The sequence below is a fragment of the Arthrobacter sp. FB24 genome, from assembly GCF_000196235.1.
GTDB lineage: Bacteria > Actinomycetota > Actinomycetes > Actinomycetales > Micrococcaceae > Arthrobacter.
The window spans coordinates 1,559,307-1,579,390 of record NC_008541.1 but is presented as its reverse complement, the minus strand read 5'-3'; the positions used below and the strand labels follow the sequence as shown (position 1 = coordinate 1,579,390).

18 protein-coding genes are annotated in these 20,084 nt (G+C 66.6%); 3 read left to right on the top strand and 15 right to left on the bottom strand.

All coding sequences use genetic code 11. The annotated features are described in order from the left end of the window. Positions 1 to 69 precede the first annotated feature (69 nt). The 4 genes from infB to rimP all read right to left on the bottom strand — a co-directional run bounded on the left by infB (position 70) and on the right by rimP (position 5,284). Entirely contained in the window at positions 70 to 2,976 is a 2,907-nt protein-coding gene (gene infB, locus ARTH_RS07190; RefSeq protein WP_011691277.1) for a translation initiation factor IF-2, read from the bottom strand. Positions 2,977 to 3,128: 152 nt separating this feature from the next. After that, on the bottom strand, positions 3,129 to 3,470 hold the full coding sequence (locus ARTH_RS07185; RefSeq protein ID WP_043429599.1) for a YlxR family protein: 342 nt from the start codon (positions 3,468 to 3,470) through the stop codon (positions 3,129 to 3,131). 216 nt (positions 3,471 to 3,686) lie between these two features. Further along, positions 3,687 to 4,667, bottom strand: coding sequence for a transcription termination factor NusA (gene nusA, locus ARTH_RS07180; RefSeq protein ID WP_011691275.1), 981 nt, complete (start codon positions 4,665 to 4,667; stop codon positions 3,687 to 3,689). Then, complete coding sequence (gene rimP, locus ARTH_RS07175; protein ID WP_011691274.1) at positions 4,667 to 5,284, bottom strand: ribosome maturation factor RimP; 618 nt, start codon at positions 5,282 to 5,284, stop codon at positions 4,667 to 4,669. Before rimP ends, nusA begins: the two co-directional genes overlap by 1 nt. A 105-nt stretch (positions 5,285 to 5,389) precedes the next feature. On the opposite strand from rimP, the gene ARTH_RS07170 reads away from it, so the two are divergent. The 3 genes from ARTH_RS07170 to ARTH_RS07160 all read left to right on the top strand — a co-directional run bounded on the left by ARTH_RS07170 (position 5,390) and on the right by ARTH_RS07160 (position 8,445). Next, entirely contained in the window at positions 5,390 to 6,595 is a 1,206-nt protein-coding gene (locus ARTH_RS07170) for a ferritin-like domain-containing protein (protein WP_052309656.1), read from the top strand. Between the two features lie 79 nt (positions 6,596 to 6,674). Further along, complete coding sequence (locus tag ARTH_RS07165) at positions 6,675 to 7,406, top strand: VIT1/CCC1 transporter family protein (protein WP_011691272.1); 732 nt, start codon at positions 6,675 to 6,677, stop codon at positions 7,404 to 7,406. Positions 7,407 to 7,449: 43 nt separating this feature from the next. After that, a complete protein-coding gene (locus ARTH_RS07160) occupies positions 7,450 to 8,445 on the top strand; it encodes an aminoglycoside phosphotransferase family protein (protein ID WP_011691271.1) in 996 nt (331 codons plus the stop codon). A gap of 31 nt (positions 8,446 to 8,476) precedes the next feature. Here ARTH_RS07160 and ARTH_RS07155 read toward each other — a convergent pair whose 3' ends face one another. From ARTH_RS07155 to dxr, 11 genes are all read right to left on the bottom strand, one after another. Beyond that, positions 8,477 to 9,901 carry a pyridoxal phosphate-dependent decarboxylase family protein gene (locus ARTH_RS07155; protein ID WP_011691270.1) on the bottom strand — a complete coding sequence of 475 codons (1,425 nt, stop codon included), beginning with the start codon at positions 9,899 to 9,901 and terminating at the stop codon, positions 8,477 to 8,479. Positions 9,902 to 9,967: 66 nt separating this feature from the next. Beyond that, entirely contained in the window at positions 9,968 to 10,762 is a 795-nt protein-coding gene (locus ARTH_RS07150) for a sulfite exporter TauE/SafE family protein (protein ID WP_011691269.1), read from the bottom strand. Between the two features lie 17 nt (positions 10,763 to 10,779). Next, on the bottom strand, positions 10,780 to 12,591 hold the full coding sequence (locus ARTH_RS07145; RefSeq protein ID WP_011691268.1) for a proline--tRNA ligase: 1,812 nt from the start codon (positions 12,589 to 12,591) through the stop codon (positions 10,780 to 10,782). Positions 12,592 to 13,060: 469 nt separating this feature from the next. Further along, complete coding sequence (locus ARTH_RS07140; protein WP_011691267.1) at positions 13,061 to 13,810, bottom strand: hypothetical protein; 750 nt, start codon at positions 13,808 to 13,810, stop codon at positions 13,061 to 13,063. Positions 13,811 to 13,850: 40 nt separating this feature from the next. After that, positions 13,851 to 14,738: a GNAT family N-acetyltransferase gene (locus ARTH_RS07135; protein ID WP_011691266.1), complete on the bottom strand. Its 888-nt coding sequence runs from the start codon at positions 14,736 to 14,738 to the stop codon at positions 13,851 to 13,853. Then, entirely contained in the window at positions 14,701 to 15,867 is a 1,167-nt protein-coding gene (gene ispG, locus ARTH_RS07130; RefSeq protein ID WP_011691265.1) for a flavodoxin-dependent (E)-4-hydroxy-3-methylbut-2-enyl-diphosphate synthase, read from the bottom strand. Before ispG ends, ARTH_RS07135 begins: the two co-directional genes overlap by 38 nt. 48 nt (positions 15,868 to 15,915) lie before the next feature. Next, positions 15,916 to 16,209, bottom strand: coding sequence for a YciI family protein (locus ARTH_RS07125; protein ID WP_011691264.1), 294 nt, complete (start codon positions 16,207 to 16,209; stop codon positions 15,916 to 15,918). Positions 16,210 to 16,251: 42 nt separating this feature from the next. Beyond that, positions 16,252 to 16,728 (bottom strand): hypothetical protein, encoded by a 477-nt coding sequence (locus ARTH_RS07120; protein WP_011691263.1) that lies wholly within the window; start codon positions 16,726 to 16,728, stop codon positions 16,252 to 16,254. Next, entirely contained in the window at positions 16,725 to 17,399 is a 675-nt protein-coding gene (locus ARTH_RS07115) for a hypothetical protein (protein ID WP_011691262.1), read from the bottom strand. The genes ARTH_RS07120 and ARTH_RS07115 overlap by 4 nt, the downstream gene beginning before the upstream one ends. A 105-nt stretch (positions 17,400 to 17,504) precedes the next feature. After that, complete coding sequence (locus ARTH_RS07110) at positions 17,505 to 18,836, bottom strand: M50 family metallopeptidase (RefSeq protein ID WP_011691261.1); 1,332 nt, start codon at positions 18,834 to 18,836, stop codon at positions 17,505 to 17,507. An 18-nt stretch (positions 18,837 to 18,854) separates the two neighbouring features. Beyond that, complete coding sequence (gene dxr, locus ARTH_RS07105) at positions 18,855 to 20,039, bottom strand: 1-deoxy-D-xylulose-5-phosphate reductoisomerase (protein ID WP_011691260.1); 1,185 nt, start codon at positions 20,037 to 20,039, stop codon at positions 18,855 to 18,857. Between the last annotated feature and the right edge of the window lie 45 nt (positions 20,040 to 20,084).

Below are 20,084 nucleotides of genomic sequence, written 5' to 3'. Positions count from 1 at the left end.
TCCAGTGCCGCCCAGCGTAGGGGCGGGGCCGCCGGAAAACTCCGACGCCCCCGACCTGTATAGCTCAGACTAGACGCGCGGCTTCTCGCGCATCTCGAAGGTCTCGATGATGTCACCCTCGTTGATGTCGTTGTACGAGCCAAGACCGATACCACACTCGAAGTCCGTGCGGACCTCGGTGGCGTCGTCCTTGAAGCGCTTGAGCGTCTCAACGGTGAGGTTGTCACCGATGATCTTGCCGTCGCGGCTGATACGGGCCTTCGAGTTGCGTCGGATAACACCCGAGCGAACGATGGAACCGGCGATGTTGCCGAACTTGGAGGAACGGAACACTTCGCGGACCTCGGCGGTGCCAAGCTGGACTTCTTCGTACTCCGGCTTGAGCATGCCCTTGAGGGCCATCTCAATGTCATCGATTGCTGCGTAGATGACGGAGTAGAAGCGCATGTCCACGCCTTCGCGGTCTGCCAGTTCGGCAACACGCTCGGCGGGCTTGACGTTGAAGCCGATGATGACGGCGCTGTCCACCGTTGCCAGGTTGACGTCGTTCTGCGTGATCGCACCGACACCGCGGTGGATAACGCGGAGCTGGACACCTTCGCCGACGTCGATCTTGAGCAGCGCGTCTTCGAGGGCTTCCACGGCACCGGACACGTCACCCTTGAGGATGAGGTTGAGGGTGTCGATCTTGCCTTCGGCGACGGCCTGGTCGAAGTCTTCCAGGCTGATGCGCTTGCGGCGCTTGGCCAAAGCGGCGTTGCGGTCTGCTGCTTCACGCTTCTCGGCGATCTGGCGGGCGGTGCGCTCGTCAGCGGTCACAAAGAAGGTGTCGCCGGCGCGCGGGACGTTGGACAGACCCAGTACCTGCACGGGGCGGGACGGGCCGGCCTCGGTCAGGACGCTGCCGTCGTCGTCGAACATCGCACGGACGCGGCCGTGGGCCGTGCCTGCCACGATGGTGTCGCCGACGTGAAGCGTACCGGACTGAACCAGGACGGTAGCAACCGCACCGCGGCCCTTGTCCAGGTTGGCTTCGATCGCAATACCGCGGGCGTCCTTGTTCGGGTTGGCGCGCATGTCCAGGGCTGCGTCTGCGGTGAGCAGAACAGCCTCGAGCAGCTCGTCGATGTTGAGGTTCTGGCGTGCAGAGACCTCCACGAACATGGTGTCGCCACCGTATTCTTCCGGAACGAGCCCGTACTCGGTCAGCTGGCCGCGGACCTTGTCCGGGTTGGCGCCTTCCTTATCGATCTTGTTCACGGCCACGACGATCGGCACGTTGGCGGCCTGCGCGTGGTTGAGGGCTTCAACGGTCTGCGGCATAACGCCGTCGTCCGCTGCGACCACCAGGATGGCAATGTCGGTGACCTTCGCACCACGGGCACGCATGGCGGTGAACGCCTCGTGGCCCGGAGTATCGATGAACGTAATCTTGCGTTCGGCGCCCTCGTGCTCGGTGGTGATCTGGTAAGCACCAATGTGCTGCGTGATGCCGCCGTGTTCACCCGCGACGACGTCGGAGTTACGGATGGCATCCAGCAGGCGGGTCTTACCGTGGTCAACGTGACCCATGACGGTGACAACAGGAGGACGTGCCTCGAGTTCCTCGTCGCCTTCGGCCTCCAGCTCGGCGTCGAAGTCGATGTCGAAGCCGGAGAGCAGCTCGCGCTCCTCGTCCTCCGGCGACACGACCTGGAGCTTGTAGCCAAGCTCCTCGCCGAGCAGGGCGAAGGTCTCTTCATCCAGCGACTGCGTGGCCGTGGCCATTTCGCCGAGGTGGAAGAGCACGGTCACCAGTGCAGCGGGGTTTGCCTCGATCTTGTCGGCAAAGTCCGTGATGGACGAGCCGCGGCGGAGCCGGACTACGGTGTTGCCGTCGCCGCGGGGCACACTGACGCCACCCAGCGACGGAGCACTCATCTGCTCGAGTTCCTGGCGCTTGGCACGCTTCGACTTGCGCTGCTTGCCACGGCCTGCGCCGCCCTTACCGAAGGCACCCTGGGTGCCACCGCGACCGCGGCCACCCTTGCCGAAGCCACCGCCGGCCGGAGCACCGCCGCCGGCGCCGGGAGCGCCGCCGGTACCCGGTGCGCCACCGGGGCGTCCGGGACCGCGGCCTCCGCCGCCGGGACGGCCTGCACCAGCGGGTGCGGGTCGTTCGGTGCGGTTAGGCATCATGCCCGGAGTAGGACGGTTTCCGCCGCCTGCACCGGGGCGTGCACCGGGAGCACCGGCCGGACGCGGAGCGCCGGGACGTGCACCCTGGGTGCCGCCGGGACGCGGAGCACCCGGACGGGGACCTCCTGCGCCGGCTGCCGGACGCGGGCCGCCGGGGCGTTCGCCCTCGGTGCGGCTTCCGCCCGGACGGGGCATGCCCTGGGAAGGAGCGAACGGGTTGTTGCCCGGACGCGGCGGACGCTCGTTGTCGCCGCCGCGGCCCCGGGGCATGCCCTGGGACGTGGCGAACGGGTTGTTGCCGGGACGGGGGCCGCCCGGACGGGGTGCCGAGCCCTGGCCGCCGGAGCGGGCCGGGGCAGCCGGAGCTTCAGCCTTGGGGGCCGGGCGTGCGCCGGGCTTTGCACCGGTGGACGGTGCGGCCGGAGCAGGCGCCGACGGAGCAGAGGCTGCCGCAGCCGGGGCCGCGGGAGCAGGTGCTGCCGGAGCAGGCGCCGACGGAGCGGAGGCAGCAGCCGGAGCTTCTGCCTTGGGTTCCGGAGCCTTGGGTGCTGCCGGGCCCGGCGCGGGGGCCGGTCGGGTAGCTGCGGGGCTGGCGGGCGCCTTGGGCGCTGCAGCGGGAGCTTCGGACTTCGAAGCGCCCGCGGCGGGGTATGCGTTGCGGAGTTTCCTCACAACGGGGGCCTCAATGGTGGAAGAGGCAGAGCGAACGAATTCGCCCAGTTCCTGCAGTTTGGTTACTGCATCTTTGGAAGTAATACCGAGCTCTTTAGCAAGCTCATGTACGCGGACCTTGGCCACATTTCTCCTGTCTCGGTCCGCACCGAGCCAGGCACGAACCGTCTACTTCTTACTGCGGACCTTCGCCGCGATAGCAGCTGAAAGGTCCATTGCAGAGCGCAACAAAGTTGTCATCGTTGCGCACTCATCGCTGGGAACTCATCGGGTTTCCATCAGTTTTCTGACCCGCTTTCAGGTTGGACGGTTGTTGCTGCGGCCACCGGAGTGTCCACGGCTTGCGTGCCTGCCGTTATCCGGCGTTCGACGGCGGCAGTTCCGGTGGTGCCCGGTAGGGCACGTCCGAACGCACGCCGCTTGATTGCCAGCGCCAGGCACGTTTCGCTGGGGTGCAGCCATGCACCCCGGCCAGCCATCCGGCGTCGTTCGTCCACCACGACAACGGGGGAACCGTTGCGTTCGGCGACGAGCCGGAGTAACTCAGACCGCGGGCCCTTCTTCCGGCATCCGATGCAGGTGCGTTGCGGCTGATCCTCAAGGTGTTGCACTAGCGCCACGGTGAGTATCTTCCTGCCCCTACAAATCTGCTGCCCCGAACCGGCCTGCACGTTCCGCGTTCGTGACGAACGCCGATTATGCGGGCACGCTCAAGGCGCACGAATACCGGCCATCAGGCACGGTCAATGTCTATTCTAGCCCCTCAAGTGCCCCGGCCCCGAAACGACGGGTCGAATCCGGACGGAACAATCCAAGGGGCCGTCCGCCGAGGCAGTTCAGTTTTCGCGCGAAACCGCCGCGTCGGAGACGATGTCAATCCGCCAGCCGGTGAGCTTGGCGGCCAGGCGGGCGTTTTGGCCCTCCTTGCCGATGGCCAGCGACAGCTGGTAGTCAGGGACGACGACACGCGCGGAACGCGTTGCCTCATCCGTGATGGTGACGGAATTCACCCTCGACGGCGACAGGGCACTGGCGATGAAGGTCGCCGGGTCCTCGCTGAAATCGACAATGTCGATCTTTTCGTCGTTGAGCTCGGTCATAACGGCCCGGACGCGCGAACCCATCTCACCGATGCAGGCACCCTTGGCATTGATGCCGGGGATGTTGGCCTTGACGGCGATCTTGGTGCGGTGCCCGGCTTCGCGGGCCAGCGCCACGATCTCCACCGAGCGGTCGGCAATCTCCGGAACTTCCAGTTCGAAGAGCTTCCGGACCAGGCCGGGGTGCGAGCGGGACAGCGTAATGGACGGGCCCTTGGTGCCGCGGTGCACGTCGATCACGAAGGCGCGGAGCCGGTTGCCGTGGATGTACTTCTCGCCGGGTACCTGCTCAGGCGGGGGAAGCAGCGCCTCAACCGTTCCGAGGTTCACCTGGATCATGTGCGGGTTGTTGCCCTGCTGGATGGTGCCGGCAACCAGTTCGCCCTCGCGGCCCTTGAACTGGCCCAGGACGTTGTCGTCCTCCGCGTCGCGCAGGCGCTGCAGGATGATCTGCCGTGCCGTGCTGGCAGCGATGCGGCCGAACCCGGCCGGGGTGTCTTCGAACTCGCCGATGGGGGCGCCGTCGTCGTCGATTTCAGTGGCCCAGATGGTCACGTGGCCGCTCTTGCGGTCCAGCTCTGCGCGGGCCTTTTCAAAGGCTCCCGGAGACTTGTGGTAGGCCACCAGCAGTGCCTGCTCGATGGTCGGGATCAGGAGGTCCAGCGGGATTTCACGCTCACGCTCCAGAAGTCTCAGTGCGCTCATGTCAATATCCATCAGGCCTCCTCAGAAGGTCCATTGTTTTCATCTTCCAGACCGACCTCATCGAGGTGGCTGAACTCTATCTCGACTTTTCCATTGCGGATCCTGTCGAAAGGAATCTTCTCGGGCTCGCCCTGCTTGGGCTTCATACCCTTTTTGGCCGCGATCTCCGGAACCAGGGTCACGCCGTCGTCGTCAACGGACTGGATCCTGCCGGTGAGGTTCTCACCCTGGATGACATTCACCTTGACCATGCGGCCGCGGGCGCGGTGCCAGTGGCGCGGTTCAGTCAGTGGACGTCCAACCCCGGGCGAGGAAACCTCGAGGTCGTACGGGCGGCTGTCGTAGCTGGGATCGCCGTCCAGGATGCCGGAGAGCTCCTTGGAGATCTCGGCAATAACGTCAAGGCTTACTCCGCCGGTTTCTTCCTGCGGCAGGTCCACCACCACGTGGACCACCCGGTTGGCACCGGCGACGTGGATAGACACGTCCTCCAGGTACAGCCGGTGTGCCTGGACCGAGGGCTCCAGCAGCGCCCGGACGCGCTCGGCCTCCGGGTTATGCACGGATTCGGCCTCAGCCTTGCCCGTCCCGGTCCGGTCTGATGAAGTCGTGGCTTCTGCATTACTCACGATGCCGGCCGCCTCCCGCTAGATGATGTTGTGTGTACTAGCGTAGCGATTTTATGGACGCCATGGTGCACTCGCTTGCTGCCGGGCATGACAACATGGTCTGTTGTGAAAGACGACACCAAGGAAAAACGCCGGCCGGGCCGCTATTTCCGGTACGGCATCCTGGCGTCATTGGCGTTGCTGGTCATCAGCCTGGGGCTGGCGCTGACACCGGGGCAGCCTCCGGAGGCGCCGGAGCCGTCGTTTTCCGAGCGGGCGCGGGCCTCGGCCCTTGCCGAAACGATGCACCTGCGCACGGCCGGCAGCCTTCTTGCGGATTCCGTTTCCGGGGCCGAGCGCCAGGCGCTGCTGCGCACTGTGACTTTGCTGACAACCCAGGCGAGGGCACTGTCCGGTCCCGACCAGAAGCCGCCTCCCGCGGCCACTGCCGCTGCATCCGGCACAGCATCAGGTGAGCCCTCAGCTTCCGCGCCCGTAAACGGAGAGCCCGTGGTGGCGGACTCCCCCGCCGGGCTGGTCGCCGCTGTATCGGCCAGCGGCACCCGGCGCCTCAAGGACGCGGAAGCCTCCGACGGCGGGATGGCCCGGCTGCTCGCCGCCGTCGGCACCGCCCAGCTTATTCAGGCGTCCTCGCTGGCGCCGGCGGTGGGGGCAACGGCCCCGGAACTGCCCGTGCTTCCGGCGCCGTCTCCGGCACCTGCGGCGGCGGCAGCTGCATCGCCGTCGGCCGCATCTCTGCCTGCTGCCTCGCCGGCCGCCGGCGAAAGTTCGTGCCCGCCCGCCCCGGCCGCGTCCGGGCCGGCCGCAGGCTCGGCGACAACGGCAACTGCCCTGGCAATGACAGTCAAGACCGAGGCTGAGACGGTCTACGGCTACCAGGTAGCTCTTGCCCGCCTCGACGGCGCCGCCGCCGGCTCCGCGTCACAGCTGCTGGCCCGGCATGAATCAGTCCTGGCCGAAGCAGAGGCGCTGAGCCGGGCACAGTGCGTGGACATTCCCCCGCGGGAGGCCGGCTACACCCTCGGCCCGCTGTTCCTCGAGTCGCCGGCAGCCGGCCTGGGCAGCCTCGAAGCAGGCACCCTTCCGGTGTACGGCGACCTGGTGGCCTTGAGCGACGGCGGCATCCGGCAATGGGCCATTGCGGGTTTGCTGGCCGCCGCCAACCGCGCCGCGCAATGGGGCGCCGACTCCGGCCCCCTGCCGGGCATCGTGGTGGACACCGCGCAGCTTCCCGAACTCGCCACGGACAGCCCGGCTCCGGAATCCACGGCGCCGGGTGCTTCGCCGCCGCCGTCGGACGCCGGCCAATAGGCCCCGGGCCAAAGCGTGCCTTACCTTCCTTAGCCCCGTATTACTGGCAAGCCACGAACACCAGTGATTTGCTATAGGCATGGACAGCGCCCGAGTAGCAACGCAGCATGAGAACGAACCGCACCACAACGACATAGCCCACCGGCTCAACTGGCTGCGCGCCGGCGTGCTCGGGGCCAACGACGGCATCGTTTCCGTCGCTGCGATCGTGGTGGGCGTCGCCGGTGTCACCACCGATTCCGGCCCCATCCTCATCGCCGGTACGGCCGGCGTGGTGGGCGGCGCCATTTCCATGGCGCTGGGCGAATACGTGTCCGTCAGCAGCCAGAAGGACAGCCAGCAGGCCCTCATCGATAAGGAAAAGCGCGAGCTGGCCGAACAGCCGGAAGAAGAGCTCGAGGAGCTCACCGCCATCTACCAAGGCAAGGGCCTCAGCCCCGCTACCGCCCGCACTGTGGCCAAGGAACTCACGGCCCACGATGCCCTGGCCGCCCACCTGTCCGCCGAATTGCACATCGACGAAACCGACATCGTCAGCCCGTGGCATGCAGCCTTCGCGTCTGCGATAGCCTTCCTGGTCGGAGCGATCCTGCCCATGCTGGCAATCCTGCTGCCCCCGGAAAACATCCGCGTTCCCCTGACCTTCGCGGCCGTGCTGGTGGCCTTGGCGGCAACCGGTGCCCTGGGGGCCTGGATCGGCGGAGGCTCGAAAATGAAGGCCGCCGTCCGGGTGGTGGTAGGCGGCGCCCTGGCACTTATCGCGACTTTCGCCATCGGCACCCTGCTCGGGGCCAGCGGCGTCGTGGCCTGATCCCCGGCCTGCCGGGGGCGGTCCAGCAGTTACGCTGGATCCGATGAAACCGCCCGCAGATGTCCCGATCCCGCCCGACCTTAGCCGCCGCTACAGCCGGACCAGCGGCGGACGTGCCTGGCTGGGGTCACTCCAGGGACTGATCTGCGGACGCCTGGAGCGGTGGGACCTTGAGGTGGACCTCGAACCGGGCCAGTTGCCGTGGAACGGCCACGGCGGAGTGGTTGTCCCGGTCACCCGGAAGGGCGTCCCGGCCGCCCTGAAGGTTGCCTACCCGCACGACGAAGCCCGGGTTGAGCGTTTCGCCCTCCGGCTCTGGGATGGCCAAGGCGCGGTACGGCTCCTGGAGTCCGACGCCGGCACCTGTTCCATGCTGTTGGAGAGGCTGGACGCCGGCTGCTGCCTCCAGCAGGTCCCAATGGAAACGGCCGTGGAAGTGTGGGGCGGCCTGACACGGCAGTTGAGCCTCATCCCGGACCAGCGCCCGGAGTGGCAGGAATTCCACCATGTGGCCGCCCGCGCGGAGCAGTGGAGCGATGATCTTCCGGCGGACTGGGAGCAGCTCGGCAGGCCCTTTCCCCGTTGGCTCCTGGAGGCCGCCTTGGAAGTGTGCCAGACCCGCGGAGCCGTGGGCCGCCGTGGCGGGACCGATGTGCTGGTCAACACGGACTTCCACTACTTGAACATCCTGGCCCGGCCGGAGGGCGGTTTTGCCGCAATTGACCCGCAGCCGATGATCGGTGAAGCCGAGTTCTCCGTGGCGCCGCTCCTGTGGAACCGCATCCGCGACCTCCCCCGCAGCAACCCCGGCCGGGGATTGCTGGACAGGTGCCGTGAGTTCAGCGCCGCCGCAGGCCTTGATGCCGAGGTGGCCCGGCAATGGAGCCTCGCCCGTGAAGTTGAAAACGCGCTCTGGTATGCCTCGCGCCCCCTCCACGATGGCGACCTTGCGCGTTCACTCTGGGTGGCGAGCACGCTGGCCGGGCGAACCCTTGGCGGACTGCCGGCAGCCCATGACCTTCCGGCACCGGGGAAGTAGCACCCGGCCAAGCGGCCGGACAGGCTTTGTCCTAGCTCCGGACTGCTGCCAGGGCCTTCCGCACCGCGTCGACCGCCGCTTCGACATCGGCGTCGTCGGTTGTCCAGTTGCTCACCGAAATACGCAGGACATCCCGCCCCTGCCAGCGGGAACCGGACATCCACACGAGGCCGTCCTCGATGATCCGGGCCGTCACCGCCCGCGTGGTGGCGTCGTCGCCGAACGCCAGCGAGACCTGTGTGTAGGCGACGTCGTTGAGCACTTCAACACCGTCCAGTGCCGACAGCTGCCGCGCCAGCTGCGAGGCCCGGCTGACCAGGTTCCGCACCTGCTCAGCAACACCGTTCCGGCCAAGGGACTTCAGCGCCGCCCACACCGGAACGCCGCGTGCCCGGCGGGAAAGTTCCGGCACGGTCTGGAAGGGGTCCGGCGCCGAACCGGCATCGCGAATCATGTAGCTGGGGTTGACGCTCAACGCCGCCTCCAGCGCTTCCGTGTCCCGCACGGCAACGATGCCGCAGTCGTAGGGCACGTTGAGTGTCTTGTGCGCATCGGTGGCCCACGAGTCCGCCAGGTGCAGCCCGGCGGTGAGGGCGGCGAGCTCCGGCACCGCGGCCGCCCAGAGCCCGAAGGCACCGTCAACATGTACCCATGCGCCGTGTGCCTTCGCCACGGTGACCGCCTCGAGAAACGGATCGAACGCACCGGAATGCAGGTTTCCGGCCTGCAGGCAGACGATCGGCGGTGCAGGAGCCGATCCCCCCGCACCGCCCGATGCTTTGACCAGCGCGCGGTCCAGGGCACAGTCCAGCTCCGCCGGATCAATGCGGCCCTGCCGGTCCGAAGGCACCGCGACGGGGTGCCCCATGCCCAGATACCGCAGCGCGAGGTCGATCGAGTCATGGCGTTCCTGCCCCACAAGGCAGCTGACAGCCGGAGCTCCGGCAAGCCCGGCGGCGTTGACGTCCCAGCCGGCTTTCTCCAGGACGCGCCAGCGCGCGGCGGAAAGGCCGGCGAAGTTGGCCATCGTCGCTCCGGTGACGAATCCGACGTCGGCCGTTTCGGGCAAGCCCAGCAGGTCCAGGAACCAGCTCCCGGCGGCCGCCTCGATGACCGCGGCGGCCGGCGTGGCAGCGCGGAGGAACGAATTCTGGTCCCAGGCGCTGACCAGCCAGTCTGCCGCCATGGCGGCGGGCAGGGTGCCGCCGATGACCCAGCCGAAGAAGCGGCCCGAGGGCATTGCCATGAGGCCGGGTTCCGCCTTGGCTGCGAGGTAATCGATCACGTCGCCCGCCGGAAGGCCGGTCTCGGGCATCGGGCCGCCGAAGTCGGCTTCCAGCTCCCCCGCGGTGGCCCGCGGCCCGACGTGGCGGGTGGGCTGGCTTTCCAGCCATTCATTGGCATGCCGGGCTGCGGCGCCCAAGGCGGCCCGGAAGGGTTCGTCCCCTGTTGACATAGGAGCATGGTACGCCCGCTCCCCTCAGGCCGGGAGGGTCTTTTCTGTCACCTTCGGCTTAAGTGCCTAGGCGAAGGTGTCCTGCCAGATGTCGTAGCCCAACTTGAGGATCAGGGCGCCGACGACGGCCAGGAAGACGTTGCGGATGAAGGTGCTGCCCTGCTTCACCGCTGTCCGCGCCCCGAGGTAGCCGCCTGCCATGTTGGCGAGCCCCAGCACCAGTCCCACGCCCCACATCAGGGAGCCGTGCGGCAGGAAGAAGATGAGAGCGCCGGCGTTCGTGGCCATGTTCACGATTTTTGCCTTGGCGCTGGCTTCAAGGAAGGCGTAACCCATCGCGGACACCAGGGCGATGATCAGGAATGATCCCGTCCCGGGCCCGATCAGGCCATCGTAGAAGCCGATAGCCGCTCCAATGAGGCAGGCCACCACGTAGTGTGTCCTGCCGTCGTGGCGGAGCGAGGTCAGGTCGCCGACATTGGGTTTGAACGCCGTGAACAGCGCGACGGCCACCAACGCCGCCACGATGATGGGCTTGAAAACACTCGCCGGCAGGGTGGCGGCCAGCACGGCACCGCCGAAGCTCCCGGCCAGCGCGATAACGGCCATGGGGATGGCCGTCCGCAGGTCGGGCCGGACGCGGCGGTAGTACGTCACCGCGCTGGTGGTGGTCCCGAAGATCGACCCCATCTTGTTAGTGGCAAGGGCCTGGACCGGGCTGATGCCCGGCACCAGCAGCAACGCCGGGAGCTGGATGAGCCCCCCGCCGCCCACCACGGCATCAATCCATCCTGCGGCGAAGCCCGCCACGATGATCAGGATCAGCGTGGCGGGCTCCAGCGACTCGAATCCCGAGATCACTCCTTCAGCCGCGCGGGTTACTTGCTGCGGACGGCGTTGACGACGTAGTCAACAGCCTTCTCAACTGCCACGTTCTCTGCCTCACCGCTGCGGCGGTCCTTGATCTCCACGACGCCGTCCACCAGCCCGCGGCCAACGGCCAGGATGGTGGGCACGCCAATGAGTTCCGCGTCGCCGAACTTGACGCCCGGGGACACCTTGGGGCGGTCGTCGTAGATGACCTCGAGGCCGGCGGCTTCGAGCTCGAGTGACAGCTGTTCGGCGGCGGCGAAGATTTCCTCGCCCCGGCCCACAGCCACAACGTGGACATCGGCAGGAGCCACTGCACGGGGCCAGACCAGGCCTTTGGCGTCGTGGTTGGACTCGGCCAAGGCAGCGACGGCACGGGTGACGCCCACGCCGTAGGAACCCATGGTGACCACCACCTGCTTGCCGTTCTGGTCCAGGACCTTCAACTCAAGGGCCTCGGCGTACTTGCGGCCAAGCTGGAAGATGTGGCCCATCTCAATGCCGCGTGCGGTTTCCAGCGGGCCGGAACCGTCCGGGGCTTCATCCCCGGCGCGCACTTCCGTGCACTCGATCACTCCGTCCCAGCCGAAGTCGCGGCCGGCCACAAGGCCGAAGACGTGCTTGCCGGCCATGTTGGCTCCGGTCACCCATGCGGTGCCTTTGACGACTCGGGGATCCACCAGGTACAGCAGCTTGGCGGCACCTTCCAGGCCGAGAAGCGGCGTGCCGAGGGACATTCCCGGGCCGAGGTATCCCCGGACGATCAGGGGGTTGCGGGCGAGGTCTTCCTCGCCCGCGGCTTCCACGGTGATCTCGCCGGCGACCGGCAGGTAAGCGCCGATGTTGGCCTCAACCCGCTTCAGGTCAACACCGCGGTCACCGGGTACGCCAATGACGACGATCTGGCGCTCACCGGTGGGCAGGGTGACGGCCAGGACGACGTTCTTGAGCGTGTCAGCGGCCGTCCATGCGCCGCCGTCGTTCTCATCGCGCGGAACCAGCTGGTTTGCCGCGTCCACAAGAGTGTCGATGGTGGGGGTGTTCGGGGTGTCCCGGATCTCGGCTGCAGGCGCATTGCTGAAGTCGATCTCAGCCGGGACCACAGTGGTGACGGCTTCAACGTTGGCCGCGTAGCCGCCGGCGGACCGCACGAAGGTGTCTTCGCCGATCTCGGTGGGGTGCAGAAACTCCTCGCTCCGGGAGCCACCCATGGCTCCCGCCGTGGCAGCCACCGGAATGACCTCGAGGCCGAGGCGTTCGAAGATCTTCAGGTAGGCGGCGCGGTGCGCGTTGTAACTCGCGTCCAGACCGGCGTCGTCGACGTCGAACGAGTAGGAATCCTTCATGATGAACTCGCGGCCGCGCAGCAGGCCCGCGCGGGGGCGGGCTTCGTCGCGGTACTTGTTCTGGATCTGGTAGATGCTCAACGGAAGGTCTTTGTACGAGGAGTACAGGTCCTTCACCAGGAGGGTGAACATTTCCTCGTGCGTCGGGGCCAGGAGATAGTCCCCGCCCTTGCGGTCCTTGAGCCGGAAGATGCCCTCGCCGTACTCGGTCCAGCGGTTAGTGGCCTCGTAGGGCTCCTTGGGCAGGAGCGCCGGGAAGTGCACTTCCTGGGCGCCAATGGCGGCCATTTCCTCGCGAATGACCTTCTCCACCTTGCGCAGCACGCTCAGGCCGAGCGGCAGCCAGGTGTAGATGCCCGGCGCTGCCCTGCGGATATACCCGGCGCGGACCAGGAGCCGGTGGCTCGCCACTTCGGCATCGGCGGGATCTTCGCGCAGGGTGCGCAGGAACAGCTTGGAAAGTCGAAGGACCACGGGTAGGAATCCGTTTCTTGGGAGGTGCCTGTTCAGATGACGGGCCTGGCAAATTCGTCTGGGTACTAATCTACCGTGGCGCGGCGGGTGCCGGGTTCCCGTCGGCAGGCCGCCGGTCGGCGGGTGCCGGGCATCGGAGTCAATGACCCTGCCGCCCGCGCGTTCCCGCGCCGGACGGAGAAGAGCCACGCCAGAACTGAAAGGAAGCCCCTGGCCGTTGCCGGCTGGTCATCCTGTTTTGGCGTGGCTCTTACGGCCCGTCGGACCCAGAAGTCCGGAGGAAGCGCTAGGCGTGCCTGCTGGGAAGGTCAACGTCCAGTGCCATCTGCTGATTTCCCCCTGAGACCGCACGCACCCCATCGGCGCGGCTAGGAAGAACTTATGTGATCCACGGCACCATTACAAGAGTCGTCACGCAGTTTTCGGCTGTTGACTCTGTGTTACCGCGTGCGTCCCGGTGGACGGTCCGCTAGTCAATGAGGGTAGCCGCCTGGTCCAGCAGGGCTTCAGCCGACGTCAGGTCGGACGAGGTAACGCCCGTCCCGGAGGCCTGCGCCGAGATCAGGACGCCGCCTTTGACGGCAAAGGACATCACCGTTCTCTGGGTGGCGCCCGTGGGCAGCGTGACGTCCGTCTGCATGGCGATGGCGCCGGGAGTGGCGGCACTGCTGTCAAGTCGTGTGGTCTCGGCTGTCATGGACATTCCCTGGATGTTCATGCTGATGCTGCTGCAGTCCTTGATCTCGCTACTGCGACGGGCCAGCGTCTGGTCCAGTTGCTCCTTCGCCACCCCTGATAGCAAGGAGAGCGTCTGGGTGAGTTCCGCCGTTGAAGAAGTAGAGGCACCCACCGCCATGGTGGTGTTGCTGTCCGGCTTGATGGCAGCCCCGGTGGCGATGGAATTGCACTCGGCCGGTTCCACCTGCACATCGGTCATGAGGGACATCATCTGGTCGAGCGCCTGCGAGACCTTGTCGGCAGGCAACACGGAGAGGGGTGCGCTGGCTGAGTCTTTGACGGATCCGGCGATCTCCGCGAGTTCGTCAGAGGTCAGCATGGTGAATGCAGCTTCCGGTGGCGTGGGGCTCGGGGTGACAGATGCGGCGGACGTTTCCGGGGACGCCCCGGCGTCAACAGGAGCCGCAGGACCGCCGCAGGCGGACAGGCCAAGCACCAGGAGGGCAGAGGCCCCAAAAAAGCGCACAACGGACGTATTCATTTATCCCCCAATAAGTTCCAACACCGGCCGTTGGGGCCAGCTAGAACAGAACTGTAGCGAACGTACCTACCTGGTGGAAGCCAACTCGTTCGTAGGTGGCCCTCGCCCGGGCGTTGTAGTCATTGACGTACAGGCTGGTGACCGGCGCCAATTTCTGCGCCAGCAATACGACGGCGGCCATATAGCCGGCGCTGAGTCCAAGCCCGCGGGAGGAGGGGTTCATCCAGACGCCCTGGACCTGGGTCACGTCGGGAGTGACGGCGCCCAGTTCGGCCTTGAACATCACCTGGCCGCCCTGGTCGAGGTGGACGAGGGAATGACCTTGCCGGATGAGGCCTTCCACGCGCCTGCTGTAGAACTCGCGGCCGCCCAGGAACGGCGAATAGCCGACTTCTTCTTCGAACATGGCGGCGCAGGCGGGAAGGATCCTGTCGAAGTCGGCGAGCTGGCCGATGCCCAGGCCCGTGTTCGCCTGTACGGCCGGCGGCCCGGCGATGGTCATCAGGGGCTGGTCCGCCCGGACCTCGTGTGCCTGCTGCCCGAGCTGCTCCAGTTGCTCGTACATGGCTAGGACAGTATCCGCGGGGCCGAAGATGGAGGCGAAGCGGCGGCCGGAACGTTGCGCATGCTCGGCGACAAGACCGGCGAGTTCCGGGTCCAGCTGGACGGGAACAAGGTTTGCCCCGGCCCAGCACGCGCCCACCAGGGCGTCGCCGTCGAACACGCCAAAAATGCTGGCCCCGCCCACGGTGGGCGCGGCCGTCCCTGTCGCGGCCAGGTGCGACAGGATGAACACGTTGGCCACAACGTCTGCCCGGGCCAGTTCCCGCAGTTCGGCAGTGTCCGGCCCGGACAGGACCCGGATTGATATGCCGGGCCCGGCAGTCTCCTTACGAGACGCTAACCACGGGGCTACCCTTGACAGCATCTTCGCCATCGGCCTCCCCCATCTCTTCAGCGATTCGCATGGCCTCTTCGATCAGTGTCTCAACAATTTCGCTCTCAGGGACAGTCTTGATGACCTCTCCCTTCACAAAGATTTGTCCCTTGCCGTTACCGGAGGCCACGCCGAGGTCGGCTTCGCGCGCCTCGCCCGGGCCGTTGACGACGCAGCCCATGACGGCCACGCGCAACGGGATCTCCATGCCTTCCAGCCCCGCTGTGACCTGCTCGGCGAGGGTGTAGACGTCCACCTGGGCGCGGCCGCAGGACGGGCAAGAGACAATTTCGAGCTTGCGGGGGCGCAGGTTGAGGGACTGCAGGATCTGGTTGCCAACCTTGATTTCCTCGACGGGAGGGGCCGAGAGGGAAACGCGGATGGTGTCGCCGATGCCCCTGGACAGGAGTGCGCCGAAGGCGGTGGCGGACTTGATGGTGCCCTGGAAGGCCGGTCCGGCCTCGGTAACGCCGAGGTGAAGGGGCCAGTCGCCCTTTTCTGCCAGCATCTCGTACGCGGCGACCATGATCACGGGGTCGTTGTGCTTGACGGAGATCTTGAAGTCGTGGAAGCCATGCTCCTCGAACAGCGAGGCTTCCCAGACCGCTGACTCCACTAGGGCCTCGGGGGTTGCCTTGCCGTACTTCTTCAGGATCCCGGGCTCCAGGGATCCTGCATTGACGCCGATCCGGATGGAGGTGCCGTGGTCCTTGGCGGCGCGGGCGATCTCCTTGACCTGGTCATCGAACTTACGGATGTTGCCGGGGTTGACGCGCACCGCAGCACAACCCGCCTCGATGGCGGCGAAGACGTACTTGGGCTGGAAATGGATGTCCGCGATGACGGGGATCTGGGACTTCCGCGCGATGATCGGCAGGGCTTCCGCATCATCTGCGGAGGGGCAGGCCACGCGCACGATGTCGCAGCCCGAGGCCGTCAGCTCGGCAATTTGCTGCAGCGTGGCGTTGATGTCCGTAGTGGGCGTGGTGGTCATCGACTGCACGCTGATGGGCGAATCCGAGCCGACGCCCACCGAGCCCACCTTGATCTGGCGGGTCTTCCTGCGCGGGGCAAGGACGGGCGGCGGTGCTGACGGCATTCCCAGGCTGACCGAGGTCACGTGGACTCCTATTTATATCGAAGTTCGATGGTGTGTGGTGCCGGCGGGCTAGGCGGCGTGCTCGGCCAGGAGGCCGGTCACCGGGTTCCATTCCGTGGTGCGCGTGCCTGCGATGACGTTGCCCGAGGCGAAAGGATCCTGCTTGAGGATACCGTTCAGTGCATTTTCGTCTGCGGCCTTGAAGATCAGCAACGCACCGGCGCCGTCGCCGTAGGGTCCGCTGGCCAGGAGCGCGCCTTCACGGGCAAGCCCGGCGGTCCATTCCCGGTGTGCCGGACGGGCGGCGTTCCGTGCTTCGGTGGACTCGGCGGCGTATACGTACTCAACAGCAAAAACAGTCATATGGATACCCTATCGCCATGCCCGCCCGAGTACGTATCCGGTTCAGCCGAGGAAGAGGATCTTGGCGAGGGCGGCAACCCCGGCGGCCCACAGCATGGACGTCAGCGTACCGATGATGAACCTTTCCGCGGCAACGGGAGTCTCCTTCAGCTCTGCGAAGCGTCCCAGGCCCTTGATGGCCACCACATAGGCGATGGCCACCGGCTGGCCCGCCAGGATGGCCAGGCACACCGCCAGCCTTTCCAGGACGCCGATAATGGCACCGCCACGCAGTATCCGCGTGGTGGTCGCCAGCTGGGCGGAGGCCTTGTCCGCCGCGGCCTTGTGCGCCGTGGCATTGTCCACCGTGACGTCCGCGGCGGGGTCGTCAGCGGACTCGCTGGCCGCCCGGTCTTCGGCTGCCCTGGCCGCGTCCGCTTTGTCGTCGATGGTCCGGGCCAGCCGGAACACCAGTGCCGTGACTGGCCAGCCGGCGAAACCCGCAGTCAGCAGGGCGAGCGTAATCCAGAGAGCGTTCACCTGTGTCCTTCCAGCACTGCATCATGGGCAAGGGCCAGGAGCATCTCAGCGGCAGGCCTCGCCGCCCATTCTTCCTGCCAGCCGGACCTCAGGACGGCACGGCTCACCGATTGCTCCGTGATTCCGAGTTGTGCGGCTGCGAGCTTCTGGCTGCCGTGCCTGGCTGACCCGTCGTGCTGCAGTCCGCGGAGGGCGTCCACCACTTTCCATTGCGCTTCCGTGCGGTCCTGCACCAGCCGGCCAATCAGACGCAGGACTGCCTCGGCGTTCGCGCAGGCCCTGATGCCGGGCCCGGCCTCAGGGTTAGCCGCTCCGCCGCGGTGGAGTCCGCCGGACACCACGGACAACGGAACATGGGCGGCAGCGGACTTGGCTTTTTCAACCGCCAGCCGGGCGGCGACGAATGCGGGCCCGGATCCTTCCCGCGGGCTGGCCGGCAGCGGGAGGTCGACGGCGCCGACTCCGATTCCGACGTACCACTGGCCGCTCCGCAGGCAGTGAAGGGCGATGTCCACGACTTCCGCCGTTTTTTCCACGACGCCCTGAACTTCGTCCCCGACGGAGCGTTCGAACCTGCCCGCGGTGGATGTCCGGTGCAGCTCGGCAAGGAGGCCGGGCACGCGGTCCCGGTCACCGGTGCTGCCCCGCTGGTCGATGGTGAGCACGTACATGGGGCAACCATAACCGACTGATTTTCCAATATCAATCGTTTTCAGCTGATTTATGAAAATAAGTCAAAAGGAGCTGATGTTAGGAACAAAGCCGCTTGGAGCTGATTACCCGAAGAGATTGACGGGCTTGACGATGTCCGCATAGATCAGCAGCGCACTCATGCCCATGAGCAGCGCGGCGACCACGTACGTCACCGGCAGGAGCCTCGCGATGTCAAACGCACCGGGGTCGGGCCGGCCGAACAGCTTGGCCACCCGCCGTCGGGCTCCCTCATACAGCGCCCCGGCCACGTGGCCGCCGTCCAGCGGCAGCAGCGGAACCAGGTTGAACACCGCGAGCGCGAAGTTCAGTCCGGCAAGCAGGCCCACCAGCGCGGCGAGCCTGGACTGCAGCGGAACCTCCTCCATGGCGGCGACTTCACCCGCTACCCGGCCCACGCCAACCACGCTGATGGGTCCGTTCGGATCGCGCGGTTCTTCGCTGAAGGCCGCCTTCGCAACGCCCACCACCCGTGCCGGGAGATTCAGGACGACGCCGGCAACCTGCCGGATGTTTTCTCCCGCCATGGGCAGGACGGACGACGCCGGCTGGGCAACCAGCGCTGTTTGGGCACCGATCCCCAGGAACCCGACTTCCTGGTACTGGAGGGTTCCGTTGGCATCAGTGGCCTGCCGGCCGTCGGCGCCGACGACCGGCCGGGCCGAAAGCACCGGAGTCACCGTGGTGGTGACAGGCGAGCCGTCACGTTCCACGGTGATGCTGACTTCCCGGCCTGCGGACGCACGGATCCAGCCGGTGAGTTCATCCCAGCTGGTCACGGCTTTGCCGTCGAAGGAGGTAATGGTGTCGTTCGGTTTGAGTTGCGCCGCAGCCGCGGGCGTGGGCTTGCAGTCGGCGGAGTCCGGATCCACGGTCTCCCCGGCCTTCACCTGGCACTTGGAAACGTCCGCGATGGTGGTGGTGGGGGTGCTGATCCCGAAGCCCATCAGCAGCACGGCCGTCAGCGCCACGCCGATCAGCAGGTTCATCGCAGGCCCGCCAAGCATCACGATGACTTTCTTCCACACCGGGAGCCGGTAGAAGACCCGTTTCTCGTCGCCGGGGCCAACTTCCTCGTGCGCCATGGAACGCGCCTCGGTGGCGAGGGTCTGGAACATGCCGGTGCTGGAGGGCCGTACCGTGCCGTCGTCCTTGTTCGGCGGGTACATCCCGATCATGGACACGTAGCCGCCCAGCGGGATGGCCTTGACGCCGTACTCGGTTTCCCCCCTGCGTTTTGACCACAGGGTGGGGCCGAAGCCGATCATGTACTTGGTGACGCGCACCTTGAACAGCTTGGCGGGAACGAGGTGGCCCACCTCGTGCAGTGCGATGGAGACGGCGATGCCGATCGCCACAAAGACGACACCGAGAATGAAGAGAATGACGGGACTCATGCGTAGATCTGCTGCTTCCTAGAGACTGCTCACTGCTAAACGTTCGTGGGTGCGCGCTCGTGCCCACGCTTCAGCATCCAGCACGGACTCAACTGTCAGCCCGGAAGATCCTGGGTGTTCGCTGAGTACCGCTTCGATGGTATCCACAATGTCCGTAAACCGGATCCGGCCGGCGTGGAAGGCCATCACGGCCTCTTCATTGGCCGCGTTGAAAACGGCAGGGTATGTGCTCCCCTGCTTGGCAGCGTCCTTGGCGAGGTTTACGGCCGGGAATGCCTCGGCGTCCAGGGGTTCGAAGGTCCAGCTGGTGGCCTGGGTCCAGTCGCACGGTGTGGCAGCCTTCGGCACCCGGTCCGGCCAGCCGAGGCCGAGGGCGATGGGCAGGCGCATGTCCGGCGGCGAAGCCTGGGCGATGATGGAGCCGTCCACGAACTGCACCATGGAGTGGACCACGGACTGCGGGTGGACCACCACGTCGATCCGGTCCAGCGGGATATCGAACAACAGGTGAGCCTCGATTACCTCCAGCCCTTTATTCACCAGGCTGGCGGAGTTGGTAGTGACCATCAGCCCCATGTCCCAGGTGGGGTGCGCCAGGGCCTCCTCCGGCGAGACGTTGTGGAGTTCCTCGCGGGTCCTGCCGCGAAACGGGCCACCCGAGGCGGTCAGGATGAGCCGGTCCACCTCGGCAGCGGTCCCGGAACGCAGGCATTGCGCGATCGCCGAATGTTCGGAGTCCACCGGGACGATCTGGCCTTCGCGCGCGGCCGCCTTCACGAGGGCGCCGCCGACGATCAGCGACTCCTTGTTGGCCAGCGCAAGGGTGGCACCGGATTTCAGGGCCGCGAGGGTGGGTGCCAGGCCGATGGAGCCGGTGATGCCGTTGAGCACCACGTCGGCTTCGATTTCCGCGATCCGGGTTGACGCGTCCGGCCCGGTGATGATCTCCGGTCGGTAGCCTGCCACGCCGGTGGCGCGGGCGGCGTCGTCAATCAGGCGCTGCAGGGCGGTGGCGTCGCCACTGGCCGTACCGACGGCCTTGGCCTTCGTATGGACGGCCTGGCGGGCAAGGAGTTCCAGGTTGCCGCCGCCTGCGCTCAGTGCCACAACCTCGAAAAGGTGCGGGGCGCCGTCGACGACGTCAATCGCCTGGGTGCCGATGGAACCGGTGGATCCGAGGAGAACGATTCTGCGTGGCTGCATCCGTTAAGTATCCCGCACGTCAGCGCACCCGCGGGCGGCACGGAC

Excerpts from the sequence above, each read along its gene's own strand:
- ARTH_RS07140 (WP_011691267.1), bottom strand. The coding sequence starts at position 13,810 with ATGAATACGTCCGTTGTGCGCTTTTTTGGGGCCTCTGCCCTCCTGGTG.
- ARTH_RS07165 (WP_011691272.1), top strand. The coding sequence starts at position 6,675 with ATGGACAGCGCCCGAGTAGCAACGCAGCATGAGAACGAACCGCACCAC.
- ARTH_RS07135 (WP_011691266.1), bottom strand. The coding sequence starts at position 14,738 with ATGCTGTCAAGGGTAGCCCCGTGGTTAGCGTCTCGTAAGGAGACTGCC.
- nusA (WP_011691275.1), bottom strand. The coding sequence starts at position 4,667 with ATGGATATTGACATGAGCGCACTGAGACTTCTGGAGCGTGAGCGTGAA.
- ARTH_RS07115 (WP_011691262.1), bottom strand. The coding sequence starts at position 17,399 with ATGTACGTGCTCACCATCGACCAGCGGGGCAGCACCGGTGACCGGGAC.
- dxr (WP_011691260.1), bottom strand. The coding sequence starts at position 20,039 with ATGCAGCCACGCAGAATCGTTCTCCTCGGATCCACCGGTTCCATCGGC.
- ARTH_RS07160 (WP_011691271.1), top strand. The coding sequence starts at position 7,450 with ATGAAACCGCCCGCAGATGTCCCGATCCCGCCCGACCTTAGCCGCCGC.
- ARTH_RS07155 (WP_011691270.1), bottom strand. The coding sequence starts at position 9,901 with ATGTCAACAGGGGACGAACCCTTCCGGGCCGCCTTGGGCGCCGCAGCC.
- ARTH_RS07125 (WP_011691264.1), bottom strand. The coding sequence starts at position 16,209 with ATGACTGTTTTTGCTGTTGAGTACGTATACGCCGCCGAGTCCACCGAA.
- ARTH_RS07110 (WP_011691261.1), bottom strand. The coding sequence starts at position 18,836 with ATGAGTCCCGTCATTCTCTTCATTCTCGGTGTCGTCTTTGTGGCGATC.